The following is a 15761-nucleotide window of genomic DNA, read 5'->3' on the forward strand; positions in this document are numbered from 1 at the left end:
TCTCCTGTTGTTAGATTGGGCGGCTCGAATCCTACCGTCCGCACGCAAACCCGCTCTATGTCCCTCATCCAGTACCTCACCACGATCCAGTTCGAATTCGGCGCCATCAAGCTGTTGAGCAGCGAGTGCGCGCGCATCGGTATCAATCGGCCGCTGATCGTCACCGACGCCGGGGTCCGTGCAGCCGGCGTGCTGCAAAAAGCGCTCGATGCGCTGGGCGATCTCGATGTCGCGGTGTTCGACCAGACACCTTCCAACCCGACCGAAGCCGCCGTGCGCGCCGCTGTCGAGATGTACCGCGCGCACCGCTGCGACGGCCTCATCGCCGTCGGCGGCGGCTCGGCCATCGACTGCGCCAAGGGTGTCGCCATCGCAGCCACGCATGAAGGTCCGCTCAAGACATACGCGACCATCGAAGGCGGCTCGCCCAAGATCACCGATGCGGTGGTGCCGCTGATCGCCGTGCCGACCACCAGCGGCACCGGCAGCGAAGTGGCGCGCGGCGCCATCGTCATCGTCGACGACCATCGCAAGCTCGGCTTCCACAGCTGGTTCCTGATGCCCAAGGCGGCCATTTGCGACCCGGAGCTCACGCTCGGCCTGCCGCCACGCCTGACTGCCGCGACCGGCATGGACGCCATCGCGCACTGCATGGAAACCTTCATGTCGGCCGCCTTCAATCCGCCGGCTGACGGCATCGGGCTCGACGGCCTGGAGCGCGCCTGGCTGCACATCGAGCGTGCCACCAAAGACGGCAGCGACCGCGAAGCACGGCTCAATTTGATGAGCGCGTCGATGCAGGGCGCCATGGCGTTTCAGAAGGGGTTGGGTTGCGTGCACTCGCTCAGCCACAGCCTGGGCGGAGTCGATCCACGGCTGCACCACGGCACGCTCAACGCGCTCTTCCTGCCAGCGGTCATCCACTTCAACGCGGCGGCCGAATCGGTCCAGAAAGACCGGCGCCTGCAGCGTATGGCGCAAGCCATGCATCTCGAAACGGCCAGCGATCTTGGCAATGCGATTCGCGACATGAGCGCGCGCCTCGGCTTACCCAAGGGGCTGGCCGAAGTCGGCGTGAACCCTGATCAGTTCGAGAAGATCATCGACGGCGCAATGGCGGATCACTGTCATCTGACCAACCCACGCCGCGCCACGCGCGACGACTACCGCGAGATGCTCGAAGCCTCGATGTGAGCGCGATAAGCGCGCGGCATGAACGTGACCTAAAGCGGTAGCACTTCACCGATGTCGTCGTGCTGCAATCGCTCGGCGAGCTCGTCGGCCAGCCGCTGCGCCTCTCGCGTCGCCCGTCCCCAAGCGGCGATGCGTGCGGCAGGATCGTCGGCGAAGTGCACGAAGTCGTTGCGGTCGGGCAGCTTGCCGTTGGGCAGGCTCCTCACCCAATCGGCATCGGGCGCCAGCACGACCATGCGGTCCAGAAAGCCGGTCGGCTTGTGGCGCCACTTCAGGCTCTTGTCGAGCCAGCCCGGCACCACTGCGCGCTGAAAGTGCGGGTACAACACCAGGCCGTCGTCGGTCGGCTGGTAGTCGAGGTGCAGGTGGTAGTCGGTGATGCCGCCGTCCCAGTACGCGCCCGGTGGCGCACCCGGAATGTCGTGCACCGCCTCCAGCAAGAACGGGATCGAGCACGAAGCCTGGATCACCAGCTTGAAGTTGGCATCGCTCAGGTCGAGCCGGCGCGTCTTGAAATCGTTGGTGCCGAAGGGCAGCGCGGCCCCCGCCGTTGAAAACATGCAGCGCTCCAGCCATGCGCCCAGGCTCTTGCGGTGGATGCTGTTGGTGGCAAATGCAGCGAGGTAGCCGAAAGGCGTGCGCGCCCTGCCCTCGCGCCCGAGGATGTGCCGCCCGCGCGAGGTGACGACATGCAGCTTGTAGCGCGGGTGCTTCAGTACCTCACCGATGCGCCCGCCGAAGAAGGCCTTCAGGTTCTCGGAAAAGCGCTGGCTGACCTGGCGTGCCGTCAGGCGCTTTTGTCCCGGCGGCACGTCGAAGCGCTGCTGCACGTAGTCGTGCTCGAAACGCGCGAAGGCCTTGACCGGATCGTCCAGGCACGCGGTCGCGAGCCGCCAGGCGCCGATCGACGCGCCGACCAGGTTCACCGTTTGCGTTGACCGTGGCAGCCAATCGCCGAACAGAAAGCGGTCGATCGGCCCGAGGATCAAGCCCTTGGGGCCCCCAGCCGCACCGGGAATCGTGCGCACGTCTTTGGGCTTCAGGCCGTGGCGTTCGATATGGGCCCGGGCCACGGGGCCGGCGTAGATGCGCAGTGCTTTCATGTGATCGGATCATCAAGCAAGACGCGTGCGCCCTTTGCCCGTCGCTTGACGCAACGCCATCAAAGGCGGTCGCGTAACCGCATCAGTTCATCGACATTGCCGGCGCATATGGCACGGAAGTCGTTGCCGATGCGGCGGTCGGCAGCCGCTGCGCGCCAGAACGCGATGGCGGCCGCGCAAGCGACGAGCCACACCTCGCGTTGAGGTGGCAGCGGCAACACCGGCGACAGCTCACGCGCGGGCACTTCGCCACCCGCGAGCGGCGCATAGCGCATGGGCAGCATGTCGTAGAGCGGCGCCAAGGCGAACCGGCCCTGTTCCGGCCGAAAGCTCAAATTCCCGGTGTGCATGTCGGTGTTGCCGATGAGCCGGCCGAACCACCACAGATGCTGCACGCAGATTTCGTCTTCCGGTGTGACCAGATCGAGTGCCGCGAGTCGCGACATCAGCCGCGGCCATTCCATGGTGCTTTCGCCGATCAACTGGGCGTTGAGCACGTCGAGCGCGCACAGCGGACTGCGGCCGAACGCGCCTTGCCGGTCGAATCGTTCCACTTCCAGAAACGTGCGGCCACCGTGGACGAGCACGCGGCTCGCCGCGCAGACCACGCCCGGCATGGCGGAGGCGTGCAGCGACGCCAGGTGTTCGCACACCAGCAAGTCGGACCAGCGACGCACCGCCGCCGAGTGTTCGACGCCCGAGAACTTGACCAGCACGTGCGGCGTGGCGCTGCTGGCGAGTGTGCGTCGTGCGGTGAACTTGGGGAACTCGCCGGCGGCGCTGGAGCCTGCGACGCCCGCAGCCAGTGCGTGCCCGGCCAAATCAAGGTAGTGCTCGGCGATGCCGGATTCCGGCAATGGATCGATGGCGGCCGCCTTGGCAACGAGCCATTGTTCGCAGGCCGCTTCGCCGACGATCAGGTTGCCGCTCAGGTCGGTGCCGCGCTGGCTCATGACGAACAGCACGTCGTCGTCGCTCCACTCCAACGGGTTGGGCGCGACGGCCAGCGCCCTGTGCTCGATCTGCGCGAACTGTCGGCCCATGTAGCCTTGCGGACGCATTTGTTGCAGCGGATATGGCAGGCCGGCCCACCAGCCGTCGCGCGCTTCGTCCGGCACCGGCCACGGCGTACCGGCCAGATCCATCCAGCTGCCCTCCGGACGCAGCGGCACGAGTCGGGTTGCGGCATGCACCTGTCCTGCCTCGTCCACGGCATACACCGGTAACGGTGCACTGCTGCCGCGCAGCGGGCGAACCAAGGCGTAGCGTGCGCGGCGGGCCTTGCCGGCACTGACGGTCGCGTCGGCCAGCCGGTTCAGCAGCCGATGCACCGTCGGCACGCTGATCCGCAGGGCCGCCGAGAGATCATTGGCGCTGGCCGGCCCCCGCGCCAAAACGGCACGCAATTGTTCCGGGCTCGCCACCGAGGGAGTCGGCATTGCAATCAGAGAAGATCGATGAATTGATTCACATGAGTATTATTCAATGAAATCAATGGTTTAATCAACAATATTCGTTTGAGAAGAGAAGATTTATCGAGGGATTCGTTTATTTTCGCAGCCCTTGCAGCTTTGCAAATGCGCTCGCCATCTGACTGGCCGGTTGAGGCGCATTGTCTTTTCGCGAGCCCTGCTGCTGGCCGCGACCCGCTCCTTCGAACCGGTTGTCGCGCGGGCCGTCACGCCGCGCCGGCGCCGCATCCAGCCGCATCGACAGCGCGATGCGCTTGCGCACCGGGTCGACCTCCATCACCTTGACCCGCACGATGTCGCCGGTCTTGACGATCTCGCGCGCGTCTTCGACGAACTTGTTCGCCAACTGGCTCACATGCACCAGCCCATCCTGGTGCACGCCGATGTCGATGAAGGCACCGAACTGTGCGACGTTGCTCACCGTGCCTTCGAGGATCATTCCTTCGACCAAGTCCTTGATGTCTTCGACGCCGTCGTTGAAGCGCGCCACCTTGAAGTCAGGGCGCGGATCGCGGCCGGGTTTTTCGAGTTCGCCCAGGATGTCCTTGACGGTGATGACACCGAACTTCTCGTTGGCGAAGAGTTCTGGCTTGAGCGTCTTCAGCATGTCGGCACGGCCCATCAGCTCGCCTACGGCCAAGCCGGTCTTCACCATGATCTGCTCGACCAGCGGATAGGTTTCCGGGTGCACGCCGGTGATGTCCAGCGGGTTGCTGCCGCCGCGCACGCGCAGGAAGCCGGCACTCTGCTCGAAAGCCTTGGGGCCGAAGCCGGCGACTTCGAGCAGCTGCTTGCGGGTCGCGAAAGCGCCGTGCGCCTCACGCCACTTCACCACCGCCTTGGCCACGCTGCCCGACAACCCCGACACCCGCGCCAGCAGCGGCACGCTGGCGGTGTTGAGATCAACGCCGACAGAGTTCACGCAATCCTCGACGACAGCATGCAGCGTGCGCGCGAGTTCGCTTTGGTTGACGTCGTGCTGGTACTGGCCGACGCCGATCGCCTTGGGGTCGATCTTGACCAGCTCGGCCAACGGGTCTTGCAGCCGCCGCGCGATGCTGGCGGCACCTCGCAGGCTGACGTCGACATCGGGCATCTCCTGTGACGCGAGTTCACTCGCGGAATACACCGAAGCCCCCGCCTCGCTGACCACCACCTTGTCGATCGCCATCTCCGGCGCGCCAGCCTGCACGGCCATCTTGGCAAGTAGCTTGATGAGGTCGGCGGCGAGCTTGTCGGTCTCGCGACTCGCAGTCCCGTTGCCGATCGCGATCAGGTTGACGCCGTGCTTGGCGCACAGTTTGCCGAGCGTGTGCAGCGAGCCTTCCCAATCCTTGCGGGGTTCGTGCGGAAACACGGTGGCGGTTTCGACCAGCTTGCCGGTGGCGTCGACCACCGCGACCTTCACCCCTGTGCGGATGCCGGGGTCGAGGCCCATCACCACGCGCGGGCCGGCCGGTGCGGCCAGCAACAGGTCGCGCAGGTTGTCGGCGAAGACTTTGATCGCAACCTTTTCGGCGTCTTCGCGAAGGCGGGTGAACAGGTCGCGCTCGGTCGAGAGCGACAGCTTGACGCGCCATGTCCACGCTACGCACTTGCGCAGCAAGTCGTCGGCTGGCCGTGCACTGTGGCTCCAGCCCAGGTGCAGCGCGATCTTCCCTTCGGCGATCGACGGCTTGCCCGGCTCCGGCTCGACCGGCAACACCAGCTTGGCATCGAGCATCTCCAGCGTGCGGCCGCGGAACACCGCCAGCGCGCGGTGTGACGGCACCCGGCCGATCGGCTCGTCGTAGGCGAAGTAATCGCGGAACTTGGACACATCGACGTTGTGCTCGTCCTTGCCCGACATCAGCGTCGACTTGAACAGGCCTTCGCTCCAGAGCCACTCGCGCAGGCGCTGCACCAGCACCGCGTCTTCTGCCCAACGCTCCGACAGGATGTCGCGCACACCGTCGAGCACCGCCGGCACGGTGGAAAAATCCGGTCCCGGCTTGCCGTCGTCGAGCAGCGTCGCCGGCTTCAAAAAGGCCAGCGCCTCGGCCGCCGGGTTCCGCGTGGGGTCGGCGAACAGCATGTCGGCCAACGGCTCGATGCCGAACTCGCGGGCGATCTGACCCTTGGTGCGGCGCTTCTGCTTGAACGGCAGGTACAGGTCTTCCAGTTCCTGCTTGGTCGGCGCGAACTCGATGGCAGCGCGCAGTTCGGGCGTCAGCTTGCCTTGCTCGTCGATGCTTTTGAGCACCGCGGCGCGCCGGTCTTCCAGCTCCCTCAGGTAACTCAAGCGCGCTTCCAGCTCTCGCAGCTGGATGTCGTCGAGGCCGTCCGTGGCTTCTTTGCGATAGCGCGCGATGAATGGCACGGTCGCTCCGCCATCGAGCAGGTCGATCGCAGCCTTTATCTGGTGTTCACCGACCTTGATTTCGGCGGCGAGCTGGCGAATGATTTTTTGCATGTCTGAAGGGAGTCCCTGAGCGTGCGCCGCCAGCGGGGCCAGGGCGCGATTCGAGTGAAGCGCAGAAGTTTGCCATAGCGCTTTTTCCTGTCATGGCGCCTCCCGGGCGAGGCCCACAATGGTCTGGTGACGAGCCCGAAACCTTCGCCCGAACCACCACGCCAGCCGGTACCGCGTGCCGCTGCCGGCACACCGCTGTGGATGCTCCGAAAAGTGCTCCACGGGCTGCTGACCGCCATCTTGGTGCCGGTTCTGCTTTTCGAGGAGTGGGGTTGGACACCGCTCGCCGATCTGGTCGGCCGTTTGACGCGTCTGCCGTTTTTGGCGCGCGTGGAGGACAAGGTGCGCAACCTGCCGCCATGGGGCGCGCTGCTGGTGTTTTTCGTTCCCGTGCTGCTGTTGCTCCCGGTCAAGGTCCTGGCCCTCTTCCTGTTCAGCGAAGGCCATGCGGTCAGTGGCTGCGCGGTGCTGATCGGTGCCAAGCTGATCGGCACGGCCATCGTCGCGCGCATTTTTCAGCTGGTCGAAACAGCGCTCATGCGCATCCCGCTTTTCGCCCGCTGGTATCCGCGCTGGAAGGGGTGGAAGAACCGAGTGCTGTACTCGGTTCGCGAAAGCGCTCCGTGGCGAGCGGTCCGCGCGTTTCAAGAGGCGACGCGCCAGCGCTGGCGCCGCTTCTGGCGCCTTTGAAACGCAGTCGCCGGCGAGCAGGGCTATTTCCAGCCCTGTTCTGCTCGGTGATTCAGGAGTGACGAATCTCTGTGCCCAACACCTTCAAGCATTCGCGAATAAAGGCCGCCAGCGCTGTCCAACCCTTCGCAGAAACCATAGTCCCGTCGACGTAAGCATCGGTTGGCGACAGGTCGATGTAAGTGCCACCGGCCAGGGTTACCTCCGGCTCGCAAGCGCCCAGAGCCGCCACTTTCTTGCCGCGCACGACCCCGTCGACCGCGATCAAAATTTGCACGCCGTGGCAGATGGTGAAGATCGGCTTCTTCTCTTCATGGAAGTGCCGCACCATGGCTTGGATGCGCTTGTCGGTGCGGATGTACTCCGGACCGCGGCCACCGGCGGCGTAGACGGCGTGGTATTGATCGAGTTGTTCCTGTGCCTCCGAGAACGTCTTGTTGATGGTGAAGTAATGACCCATTTTCTCGGTGTAGGTCTGATCGCCCTCGAAGTCGTGCAGCGACGTCTTGATCAAGTCGCCGGCTTTCTTGTCAGGGCAGACCACGTGGACGGTGTGGCCCACGGCCTCCATCGCCTGCTGGAATACGAAGATTTCGTATTCCTCGGTGAATTCGCCAGTAAGCATCAGGATTTTTTTTCCGGGCATGGTGTCATTCTTTCGGTTGATGATTGCTGCGTTGTTGGGAGTCAGAACGGCGAATCCGGAAAGTAATATTCCTTGGCGTTTTGCTTGGTGATGAGCGGCGCATCCAGTTTGACTGCACCACGCACGGGCGCCTGGGCTGCCAGGTTTGCCACCGTCAGATAGATCGCCGTCTTGATCATCGAAGGTGGATAAGGCGTCTCGACAGGCGTCACGGCGTCGCCGTCCATCACCTTCTTGATGATCTCCTTCATGCCATTGCCGCCCAGTGCGTACTTGATTTCCTTGCGGCCGGACTGCTTGATCGCTTCCAACACACCCAGGAGCATGTCGTCGTCGTTGGCCCACACGGCATCGATCTTCGGATACTTGGCCAGGTAGTCCTGCATCAGCTTGAAGGCCTGGTCACTGTTCCAGTTGGCGTACTGGATGTCCAGCACCTTGAGTTCAGTGCCCTTGATGGCATCCTGGAAGCCCTTTATGCGTTCCTCGTCGATCACGGTAGGAATTCCGCGCAACACAACCAAGTTGCCCTTACCTCCCAGTTTGTCGACCAGAAACTTTGCTGTGTTGCGGCCCACGGCGATGTTGTCGCCGGCAACGTACAAGTCCTGTATCGAAGGATCGTTGAGACCACGATCGACGACGGTGATGAACGCGCCCTTGCCCTTGACCGACTTCACCGGGCCGGAGAGTTCTTCTGAACTGAAAGGCAGGATGACCAGGGCCGCAAGGTTGCGACTGGCCGACAGATCCTCCAGTGCGCTGACTTGAGCCGAAGCCGAGGGAGAGGTCTTCACCACGACGTCGATGCCCGGAAAGGCTTTGTTGATTTCCTTGGCTGCAGCTTGCGCGTGGTAAACAACGCCGGCCGTCCAGCCATGGTCCGCCGCCGGAATCGACACCGCCACCGTCTTCTTCTGTGCATGCGCTCCGCCCGCCGCCAACAGCGCACCCAGCGCCAAGCCCGCGATCCACTTTGTCTTGAACATGTTTGTCTCCGTACTTATGTAGATTTGAAAACTGCATGGACCCCCACACCGCTGCCTCGTGGGGTCCGAACGAGGCTATTTCGATTTGGAGAATCGCTGGATCAGCATCGCGATGATGATGATTGCGCCCTGCACGGCACCGACGAGGTACTCGGAGACCAGGTCGGAAAGCACCATCAGGTTGGCGATTAGCTCTAGCACGACCGCGCCGGCCAACGTGCCCCAGATACGCCCGGTACCGCCGCGCAGTACGGTGCCGCCGATGACCACCGCGGTGATCACCTGGAGCTCCCACAAAAGTCCGGTGGTCGGGGTAGCGGCGCCCAGACGCGGCACGTAGCACATGGCCGCAATCGCGACACAGGCGCCCTGGATCATGAAAGCGATGGTGCGTGTCTTCACGATAGAAATGCCCGAGTAACGGGCCACGTCCTCGTTCGCGCCCACAGCGGCACAGCGCCGGCCGTACTTCGTCTTGTAGAGGATGAAGGCGCCTGCCGCCGCAACCGCGAGCGCGATCAGGATGGGGATCGGTACCCCCGCAACCGTGCCGAAGTAGACGGGCCGGTAGATGTCGCGCAGCGAGCGGTCGATCGGAATGGTGCCGCCGTCCGACAGGTAGGTGATGAGAGCGCGAAAGATGCCCATCGTGCCCAGCGTGGCGATGAAGGCCTCGATCTTGCCGACGGTGACGATCAGTCCGTTCACGAGGCCGCAGACCAGACCGACCAGCAGGGCCACGCCCATGCCCAGGGGGATGGCCCATCCGCCGTAACCGGACGCCAACCCGTTCATGAACATGATCATGACGCCGGTGATGAAAGCGGCCATCGAGCCGACGGACAGGTCCAGTCCGCCCGAAGAGATCACGAAGGTAGCGCCGACCGCGATGATGGCGATGAAGGCACTGCGCGCAACCACGTTGCTCAGATTGGTGGCAGACAAAAAATCGGGATTGACCAGATAGCCAATCATCAACAGCGCACCGAGTGCGAGGAAGGGTCCTGCGTCGGTCCAGCTGATCGCGAACTCTCGTTCGCGAGCGCTCGCGACAGTTGGGGGAACGTGTGGAATGGCGCTCATGTACGGCTCTCCTGGTGGACCTGGACGTCGCTGGTCGCCAGCAATGCAATGTTTTTTTCGGTCATCTGTTCGCCGGAAACCTCTCCGTTGATTCGGCCCTGGCGCATCACCAGGATGCGGTCGCAAATGCCGATCAGTTCCTGCATCTCCGACGAGATCACGATGCACGCCTTGCCCTCGCCCACGAGCCGCTGGATGAAGGCGTAAACCTGTGCCTTGTTGGCAATGTCGATGCCGCGTGTCGGCTCGTCGATGATGACCACCGAGGGCCCGGTCAGAAGTACCTTGGCCAGCAACAGCTTCTGCTGGTTGCCGCCCGACAGCTGGCCGGCCCGCACCCGTGGGCTCTTGAGCCGGATGTCGTAGTCCTGGATGCTCTGTGTCAATGCACGCTCTTCGGCGCGCCTGCGCAGCCAGGGCCCCGGATGGAATCGGCCCAGAGCCGACAGCGTCAGGTTGGGCGCCAGCCGCTCCTGCAGCAACAGGCCCTTGCCTTTGCGGTCTTCGGTTAGGTAGCCGATACCCGCATCGATAGCCTCGCGCGGCGACCGAAGATGCACGGGATTGCCATGCAGCTCCACCTGCGCCGTGGCTGGACGCAGCCCGACGATGCCTTCGAACAACTCGGTACGCCCCGCGCCGATCATGCCGGCGAAGCCGAGGACTTCGCCCCTGTGGACCGTGAAGGACACGTCCTTGACCCACCCCGGCACGCAGGCGCTTCGCACCGCGAGCATCGGCTCGGTCGTCGACCGCAAGGCACGAGGCGGATACAGCGAGGCCAGTTCGCGCCCCACCATCAGGTGCGCCATGTCCATCTGGCTCAGCGTGTGGCCAGGGTGCGTGCTGACCATGCGGCCATCGCGCAGCACCGTCAGTCTGTCGGCGACGCGCTGCACTTCATCGAGCCGGTGACTGATGTAGAGCACCGCGATGCCCTGCGCCTTCAGGCTGAAGATGATGGCCAATAGGCGTTCGACTTCGTCGCCGGTCAGCACGGCGGTCGGTTCGTCGAAGATCACCAGCCGGTGCTCGTCCAGCAAGGCCCGAGCTATCTGTATCAGCTGCCGCTCGGCCAGCGGCACATCGCGCACCAGTGCATTCGGCGAAACGTGGCAACCGAGTTCAGCCAACTTCTCGGCTGCCATGCGGCGCATCGTGCGGTCGTCCACCATTCCCATGCGGCCAAGCTCTCGGCCGAGGAACAGGTTTTGCGTCACGGTCAGCCCTTCGGCCAGCAGAATTTCCTGGTGGACCAGCACGATGCCGGCCTGTTGCGCCTGGTGCGGTGTAGCGAAGTGCACCGGCTGGCCGTCGAGTATTAGCGTGCCTGCACTAGGGCTGATGTAGCCTGACAGCAGCCCCATCAGCGTCGACTTTCCGGCGCCGTTTTCGCCGATGACGGCGTGAATCTCACCGGCCCGGATATCGAGCCTGATGTCCGAAAGCACTGTGACTGGACCATACTGCTTGCTCAAGGCGTCCGCGCGCAACAACGGGCGCATGGCGGCTGGTGCGTCGACCTGATGAAGCGGTGTTGCGCACGATGTCTGCATTCCGTGGTCCTGCAAGAGCATGTTCACGCCTTCAGTCGAACGCTGGCAGGAGACGGTCGCGCGAATGCTCGATGTGCGCACGCATCGCTGCAGCGGCGGCCTGCGGGTCACCCGCGGCAAATGCATCGAGCAATGCCTGATGCTCATCGAGCGCCTCTTCGGTGACGCGTCGGTGAAACATCAAACGAAAGATGTGGAAGTGGGTGTGCTGGAACGCGAGCGTCTCTCTGATCAGCTCGTTGCCTGCGAACGCCATGATGCTGTCGTGGAACACGCCGTCCTGCCGGGCGAACGCGGAGTAGCGCAGCCGTTCGTCGGCAGTGTCACCACGAGACATGCCACCGGCCGCCTCGCGGAGTACAGACATCTTCCTCTCGTCCATCGCAGCTGCCGCCTTGGCCGCGGCGTGCGGCTCCAGTTGCAGGCGCAGTTCATACAACTCGTCGAAACGGTGCCGCGTAATTTGAGGGGCAGCGCGGTAGCCGACGAGATGCTGCTTGACCACCAGACCCTCCCCTTCGAGACGGCCCAGCGCCTCGCGAATCGGCGTGTGAGAGACGTCAAATTCCTTGACCAGACTGTCCACCGTGATGCGCGAGCCCGGCGCGATCTTCAGCGCCATGAGCTGTCCGAAGATCGCTTCATAAACGTCCTCTGCCAAGCTGCCGGCGCGTGGGATAGCGGTGCTGTCAGGCGTCATCTCCGCCGGTCTGAGTGAAGTCATGGAACTCGGAATTCTTTGATTAGGTAGATGTTTTGACTGGCCGCAAAGGCTGCATCGTACGATACTATATCCTATACGATCCGATATAGGGATGGCTTTTGTGTTTGACCAAAATCCAGCCGCTCGAGCTGCAGGCCCATGCTTCCACCCTCGCAATCACTCCTGAAGGACAACAAAAATGACACTCTTTGCCGCACTGAGACTGCCTCGAGAAATTCTGTTCGGCAAAGGCCAGCGGCACGCGCTGCCGGCCGTCGCCCGCCGACTGGGCCAGCGCGCGCTGGTGTGCACCGATGCGCGCCTCGCCGCGACACCCGTATTCGGCGAAATGATGGCCGCTCTAAAGGCTGCCTCCATAGAAGTCTTGGTGCATGACGGTGTACAGCCTGACGTGCCGCGTGACAGCGTGGCGCTGTGCGCTGACGAAGTCAGGTCCTTTCAGCCCGACCTAGTGATCGGCATCGGTGGCGGCAGTTGCCTGGACATGGCCAAATGCGTGTCGTTGCTGCTCGCCCATGGCGGCGCACTGCAGGACTATTACGGCGAATTCAAGGTACCCGGCTCGGTGCTTCCCATCATCGCGGTGCCGACTACCGCCGGCACCGGCTCCGAGGTCACCCCCGTCGCGGTGGTGAGCGATCCGGAGCGCACGCTGAAGATCGGCGTATCCAGCCCCTTCCTGATTCCCAGTGCGGCGATTTGCGACCCCGATCTCACGATGACCTGCCCGCCCAGCCTCACCGCGATCGCCGGTGCTGACGCCATGACCCACGCCATTGAGGCCTTCACCGCGGCCCGCAAGCCGCCCGGCCATGAACTGGCGCAACAAAACGTCTTCATCGGCAAGAGTGCACTGAGCGACCAATTCGCCCTGTACGCGATCCGACTGCTGGGGCGCAGCCTCGAGAAGGCCGTGGCCGATGGTTCGGATGAATCAGCCCGCGCCGATGTGATGATGGGTGCACTGGCCGCCGGTTGTGCCTTTGGCACTGCCGGCACAGCGGCAGCGCACGCGGTGCAGTATCCGGCAGGTGCCTTGACCGATACTGCACACGGCTTGGGCGTCGCGACGATGTTGCCCTACGTCATGAGCTACAACCGTCGCGTGTCTGCTTCGGCTTTCGCCGAGGTGGGCGAGGCACTGGGTCTGGCGCCTACCGGCAGCACCGACGAACAGGCCGATGCCGCCATCCGCGAAGTCAGCCGGCTGTTCGCAGCCATCGGCATCACGCTCACCCTCGCCGCGTTGGGCCTGACGGCAGACCAGATCGACTGGACTTGCGAGCAAGCCATCGGCATCCAGCGCCTGGTCAAGAACAACCCGCGCGCCATCGACCTTGCCGGCATGCACCAGCTCGTCCAGGCGGCTTTCGACGGCGATCTCGCCGCGGCGGCACGTTGAACTTACCTTCAGGAATCACCCGATGAACGCACGCCCTCCCTTTGGACAAACTGGCGCGCAGGCGCTTGACTTCGACTCGCTTCCGCACGGCCTCTACGTCGGCGGCCAGTGGCGCGCAGCCAGCAGTGGGCGGACCATCGACGTCGTCGACCCCTCCACAGAGAGCGTGATTGCCGCGGTGCCGGATGCCACCCTCGAAGATGCCGCCGCGGCCGTGGCGGCGGCTGCCCTAGCGGCACCGGGTTGGCGCAAAACTCCGCCGCGCGAACGCTCGGAAATTCTGCGCCGCTGCTACACGCTGATGACCGAGCGCGCAGAGATGCTGGCCCTGCTCATCTCGACAGAGAACGGCAAAGCACTGCGCGATGCGCGCGGGGAAGTGGCCTACGCCGCCGAGTTCTTTCGCTGGAACAGCGAAGAGGCGGTACGCATCACAGGTGAGTTCGGCACGGCGCCGTCGGGGGCGAACCGCATCATCGTCGACTACGTGCCAATCGGCGTTTGCGTACTGATTACGCCGTGGAACTTTCCTGCGGCCATGGCAACCCGCAAGATCGCGCCAGCCCTCGCGGCGGGCTGCACGGTCATCCTGAAGCCCGCCAGCGAGACGCCGCTAACGGCCTATGCCCTTGCCGCGCTGTACGAAGAAGCGGGCGTGCCGCTTGGCGTGGTGAATGTTCTCACCACGTCAGAACCCGGCCCCTTCACAGCTGCAATGCTGGCCGACCCGCGGGTGCGCAAGCTCTCGTTCACCGGGTCCACCAGCGTGGGTCGCAGCCTTCTCGCAGAGGCCGCCAAAAGCGTCGTCTCTTGCGCGATGGAATTGGGTGGCAACGCGCCTTTCATCGTCTTCGATGATGCGGATCTGGGAGCCGCACTCGACGGCGCCATGATCGCCAAGATGCGCAATGCGGGCGAGGCCTGCACGGCCGCCAACCGTATCTATGTGCAGTCCGGCATCCACGACGCGTTCGCACGGGGTCTGGCTGAACGGATGGCCGCCCTGAAAGTTGGCCCTGGTGCAAATGCAGACACCGAATGCGGTCCGATGATCACGCGCAAGGCGGTTCAGAAGATCGATCGGCTGGTTCAGGACGCCATAGAGCGCGGCGCCCAGGTGGTGTGCGGCTCCGCGGTTCCGGATGGCAAAGGCTTCTTTTATCCGCCAACCGTATTGACCGACGTTCCGGCCGGTGCCCTGATGGCGCACGAGGAGATCTTCGGCCCGGTTGCGCCCATCACGCGCTTTGAGACCGAGGCTGAAGTCATTGCGCGTGCCAACGATACCGAGTACGGCCTGGCTTCCTATGTGTACACACGCGATGTGGGACGCGGTATGCGAGTTGCCGCGGAATTGGAGGCCGGCATGATCGCCATCAACCGTGGGTTGGTCTCCGATCCTGCCGCGCCATTTGGCGGCGTCAAGCAGAGTGGTCTCGGCCGGGAGGGCGGGCAGCACCACGGCATCTCCGAGTACATGGAGGCGAAATACATTGCCGCCACGTTCTGAGGCATTGCGTCCATGACCGCCCTGCTTGCGCAATCTGGGGAACTGCTGTCGTTGCCCCATGGCTTTCCCAGCCTGGATGCCATCAACGAGGCCTACAACCCGCGCCTGCGTGCCGTCAATCTCGACGCTTCATTGCGACACTATGCAGAACAGAGCGAAGCAGCGCGTCGCAGCCATCCGTATATCGCTGGCGTGCCCTACGGCCCCACGCTCGCGGAGACTTTGGACATCGTGCCGGCGCGCCGACCGGGCGCTCCGGTCTTCCTCTATATCCACGGCGGCTATTGGCGCGCCAACGCGGCACGCGACTTCAGCCACATGGCGCTCGGTCCGCACGCCTTGGGCTACACGACCGTGCTTGTCGACTACGCGCTCTGCCCTGCCGTCACGCTGGACGAGATCGTGCGGCAGGTGCGGGCCGCGGCAATATGGGTCATCCGCTATATCGATCAGCATGGTGGAGATCCCCAGCGGATTGTGATCGGTGGCCATTCAGCCGGTGGGCACTTGGGTGCGATGCTGCTTTGTACGCCGTGGCAGGAGCGCTATGGACTGCCGGCAGACCCGTTTGCCGGCGCCGTTCTCGTGAGCGGTTTGTTCGACATCGCTCCATTGCGCTATAGCTATTTACAGCCAGCGATTCAGCTTGACGAAGGGCTCGTGGCCCGCAACTCGCCACGGCATCAGGTGCGCCCGTCCCGCACGCCCCTAGTCCTCAGTTGGGGCACGCTAGAGCAGCCCTCGTTCGAAAAGCAATCCACTCAAATGCATCGCGCGTGGCTGGACAAGAACAACTACGCCGAACTGCTGCCGCTTACCAACGCCGATCATTTCACCGCGATCGAGGGGTTCGAAAAGCCGGAAAGCTTTTTGTGCGACGCATTGCATCGCCTGGTCGAGGGCCGCATTCGCGCCGATTGAGCTTTGCGTCACGGTCGCC

The 15761-nt window shown here is 63.8% G+C and carries 13 protein-coding genes; 5 read left to right on the forward strand and 8 right to left on the reverse strand.

Annotated features, from left to right (window positions below):
- Nucleotides 1–57 precede the first annotated feature (57 nt).
- On the forward strand, nt 58–1194 hold the full coding sequence (locus tag QN397_RS09255) for an iron-containing alcohol dehydrogenase (RefSeq protein WP_323495981.1): 1137 nt from the start codon (nt 58–60) through the stop codon (nt 1192–1194).
- A 29-nt stretch (nt 1195–1223) separates the two neighbouring features.
- Here QN397_RS09255 and QN397_RS09260 read toward each other — a convergent pair whose 3' ends face one another.
- The 3 genes from QN397_RS09260 to QN397_RS09270 all read right to left on the reverse strand — a co-directional run bounded on the left by QN397_RS09260 (nt 1224) and on the right by QN397_RS09270 (nt 6221).
- Nucleotides 1224–2297, reverse strand: a complete 1074-nt coding sequence (locus tag QN397_RS09260) for a patatin-like phospholipase family protein (protein WP_323500739.1) — start codon at nt 2295–2297, stop codon at nt 1224–1226.
- A 59-nt stretch (nt 2298–2356) separates the two neighbouring features.
- The gene (gene yjjJ, locus QN397_RS09265) at nt 2357–3736 is read right to left on the reverse strand and encodes a type II toxin-antitoxin system HipA family toxin YjjJ (RefSeq protein WP_323495979.1); all 1380 of its coding nucleotides are present in this window, start codon (nt 3734–3736) and stop codon (nt 2357–2359) included.
- A gap of 109 nt (nt 3737–3845) precedes the next feature.
- On the reverse strand, nt 3846–6221 hold the full coding sequence (locus QN397_RS09270; RefSeq protein WP_323495978.1) for a Tex family protein: 2376 nt from the start codon (nt 6219–6221) through the stop codon (nt 3846–3848).
- A 126-nt stretch (nt 6222–6347) separates the two neighbouring features.
- Between QN397_RS09270 and QN397_RS09275 the strand changes: the two genes are divergently transcribed.
- A complete protein-coding gene (locus tag QN397_RS09275; protein WP_323500740.1) occupies nt 6348–6911 on the forward strand; it encodes a hypothetical protein in 564 nt (187 codons plus the stop codon).
- Between the two features lie 52 nt (nt 6912–6963).
- Here QN397_RS09275 and QN397_RS09280 read toward each other — a convergent pair whose 3' ends face one another.
- The 5 genes from QN397_RS09280 to QN397_RS09300 all read right to left on the reverse strand — a co-directional run bounded on the left by QN397_RS09280 (nt 6964) and on the right by QN397_RS09300 (nt 11885).
- Nucleotides 6964–7557 (reverse strand): DJ-1/PfpI family protein, encoded by a 594-nt coding sequence (locus QN397_RS09280; RefSeq protein WP_323495976.1) that lies wholly within the window; start codon nt 7555–7557, stop codon nt 6964–6966.
- Nucleotides 7558–7598: 41 nt separating this feature from the next.
- Nucleotides 7599–8546, reverse strand: coding sequence for a substrate-binding domain-containing protein (locus QN397_RS09285; protein ID WP_323495975.1), 948 nt, complete (start codon nt 8544–8546; stop codon nt 7599–7601).
- A gap of 75 nt (nt 8547–8621) precedes the next feature.
- Nucleotides 8622–9629, reverse strand: coding sequence for an ABC transporter permease (locus QN397_RS09290; RefSeq protein ID WP_323495974.1), 1008 nt, complete (start codon nt 9627–9629; stop codon nt 8622–8624).
- Complete coding sequence (locus tag QN397_RS09295; RefSeq protein ID WP_323500741.1) at nt 9626–11206, reverse strand: sugar ABC transporter ATP-binding protein; 1581 nt, start codon at nt 11204–11206, stop codon at nt 9626–9628. Before QN397_RS09295 ends, QN397_RS09290 begins: the two co-directional genes overlap by 4 nt.
- Nucleotides 11207–11216: 10 nt before the next feature.
- Nucleotides 11217–11885: a GntR family transcriptional regulator gene (locus tag QN397_RS09300; protein ID WP_323495972.1), complete on the reverse strand. Its 669-nt coding sequence runs from the start codon at nt 11883–11885 to the stop codon at nt 11217–11219.
- A gap of 202 nt (nt 11886–12087) precedes the next feature.
- Here QN397_RS09300 and QN397_RS09305 point away from each other — a divergent pair, with 202 nt between their 5' ends.
- The 3 genes from QN397_RS09305 to QN397_RS09315 are packed head-to-tail and all read left to right on the forward strand — an operon-like array spanning nt 12088 to nt 15742.
- Nucleotides 12088–13311 (forward strand): iron-containing alcohol dehydrogenase, encoded by a 1224-nt coding sequence (locus QN397_RS09305; RefSeq protein WP_323500742.1) that lies wholly within the window; start codon nt 12088–12090, stop codon nt 13309–13311.
- Nucleotides 13312–13333: 22 nt separating this feature from the next.
- Nucleotides 13334–14821 carry an NAD-dependent succinate-semialdehyde dehydrogenase gene (locus tag QN397_RS09310; protein WP_323495970.1) on the forward strand — a complete coding sequence of 496 codons (1488 nt, stop codon included), beginning with the start codon at nt 13334–13336 and terminating at the stop codon, nt 14819–14821.
- Nucleotides 14822–14833: 12 nt separating this feature from the next.
- Nucleotides 14834–15742 (forward strand): alpha/beta hydrolase, encoded by a 909-nt coding sequence (locus QN397_RS09315; RefSeq protein WP_323500743.1) that lies wholly within the window; start codon nt 14834–14836, stop codon nt 15740–15742.
- Nucleotides 15743–15761 lie beyond the last annotated feature (19 nt).

Source organism: Variovorax sp. RTB1, from assembly GCF_035018765.1.
Classification (GTDB): domain Bacteria; phylum Pseudomonadota; class Gammaproteobacteria; order Burkholderiales; family Burkholderiaceae_C; genus Variovorax.

Coding starts and splice junctions, on each gene's coding strand:
- QN397_RS09255 (WP_323495981.1), top strand. CDS start 58: ATGTCCCTCATCCAGTACCTCACCACGATCCAGTTCGAATTCGGCGCC.
- QN397_RS09260 (WP_323500739.1), bottom strand. CDS start 2,297: ATGAAAGCACTGCGCATCTACGCCGGCCCCGTGGCCCGGGCCCATATC.
- yjjJ (WP_323495979.1), bottom strand. CDS start 3,736: ATGCCGACTCCCTCGGTGGCGAGCCCGGAACAATTGCGTGCCGTTTTG.
- QN397_RS09270 (WP_323495978.1), bottom strand. CDS start 6,221: ATGCAAAAAATCATTCGCCAGCTCGCCGCCGAAATCAAGGTCGGTGAA.
- QN397_RS09280 (WP_323495976.1), bottom strand. CDS start 7,557: ATGCCCGGAAAAAAAATCCTGATGCTTACTGGCGAATTCACCGAGGAA.
- QN397_RS09285 (WP_323495975.1), bottom strand. CDS start 8,546: ATGTTCAAGACAAAGTGGATCGCGGGCTTGGCGCTGGGTGCGCTGTTG.
- QN397_RS09290 (WP_323495974.1), bottom strand. CDS start 9,629: ATGAGCGCCATTCCACACGTTCCCCCAACTGTCGCGAGCGCTCGCGAA.
- QN397_RS09295 (WP_323500741.1), bottom strand. CDS start 11,206: ATGCTCTTGCAGGACCACGGAATGCAGACATCGTGCGCAACACCGCTT.
- QN397_RS09300 (WP_323495972.1), bottom strand. CDS start 11,885: ATGACGCCTGACAGCACCGCTATCCCACGCGCCGGCAGCTTGGCAGAG.
- QN397_RS09305 (WP_323500742.1), top strand. CDS start 12,088: ATGACACTCTTTGCCGCACTGAGACTGCCTCGAGAAATTCTGTTCGGC.
- QN397_RS09310 (WP_323495970.1), top strand. CDS start 13,334: ATGAACGCACGCCCTCCCTTTGGACAAACTGGCGCGCAGGCGCTTGAC.
- QN397_RS09315 (WP_323500743.1), top strand. CDS start 14,834: ATGACCGCCCTGCTTGCGCAATCTGGGGAACTGCTGTCGTTGCCCCAT.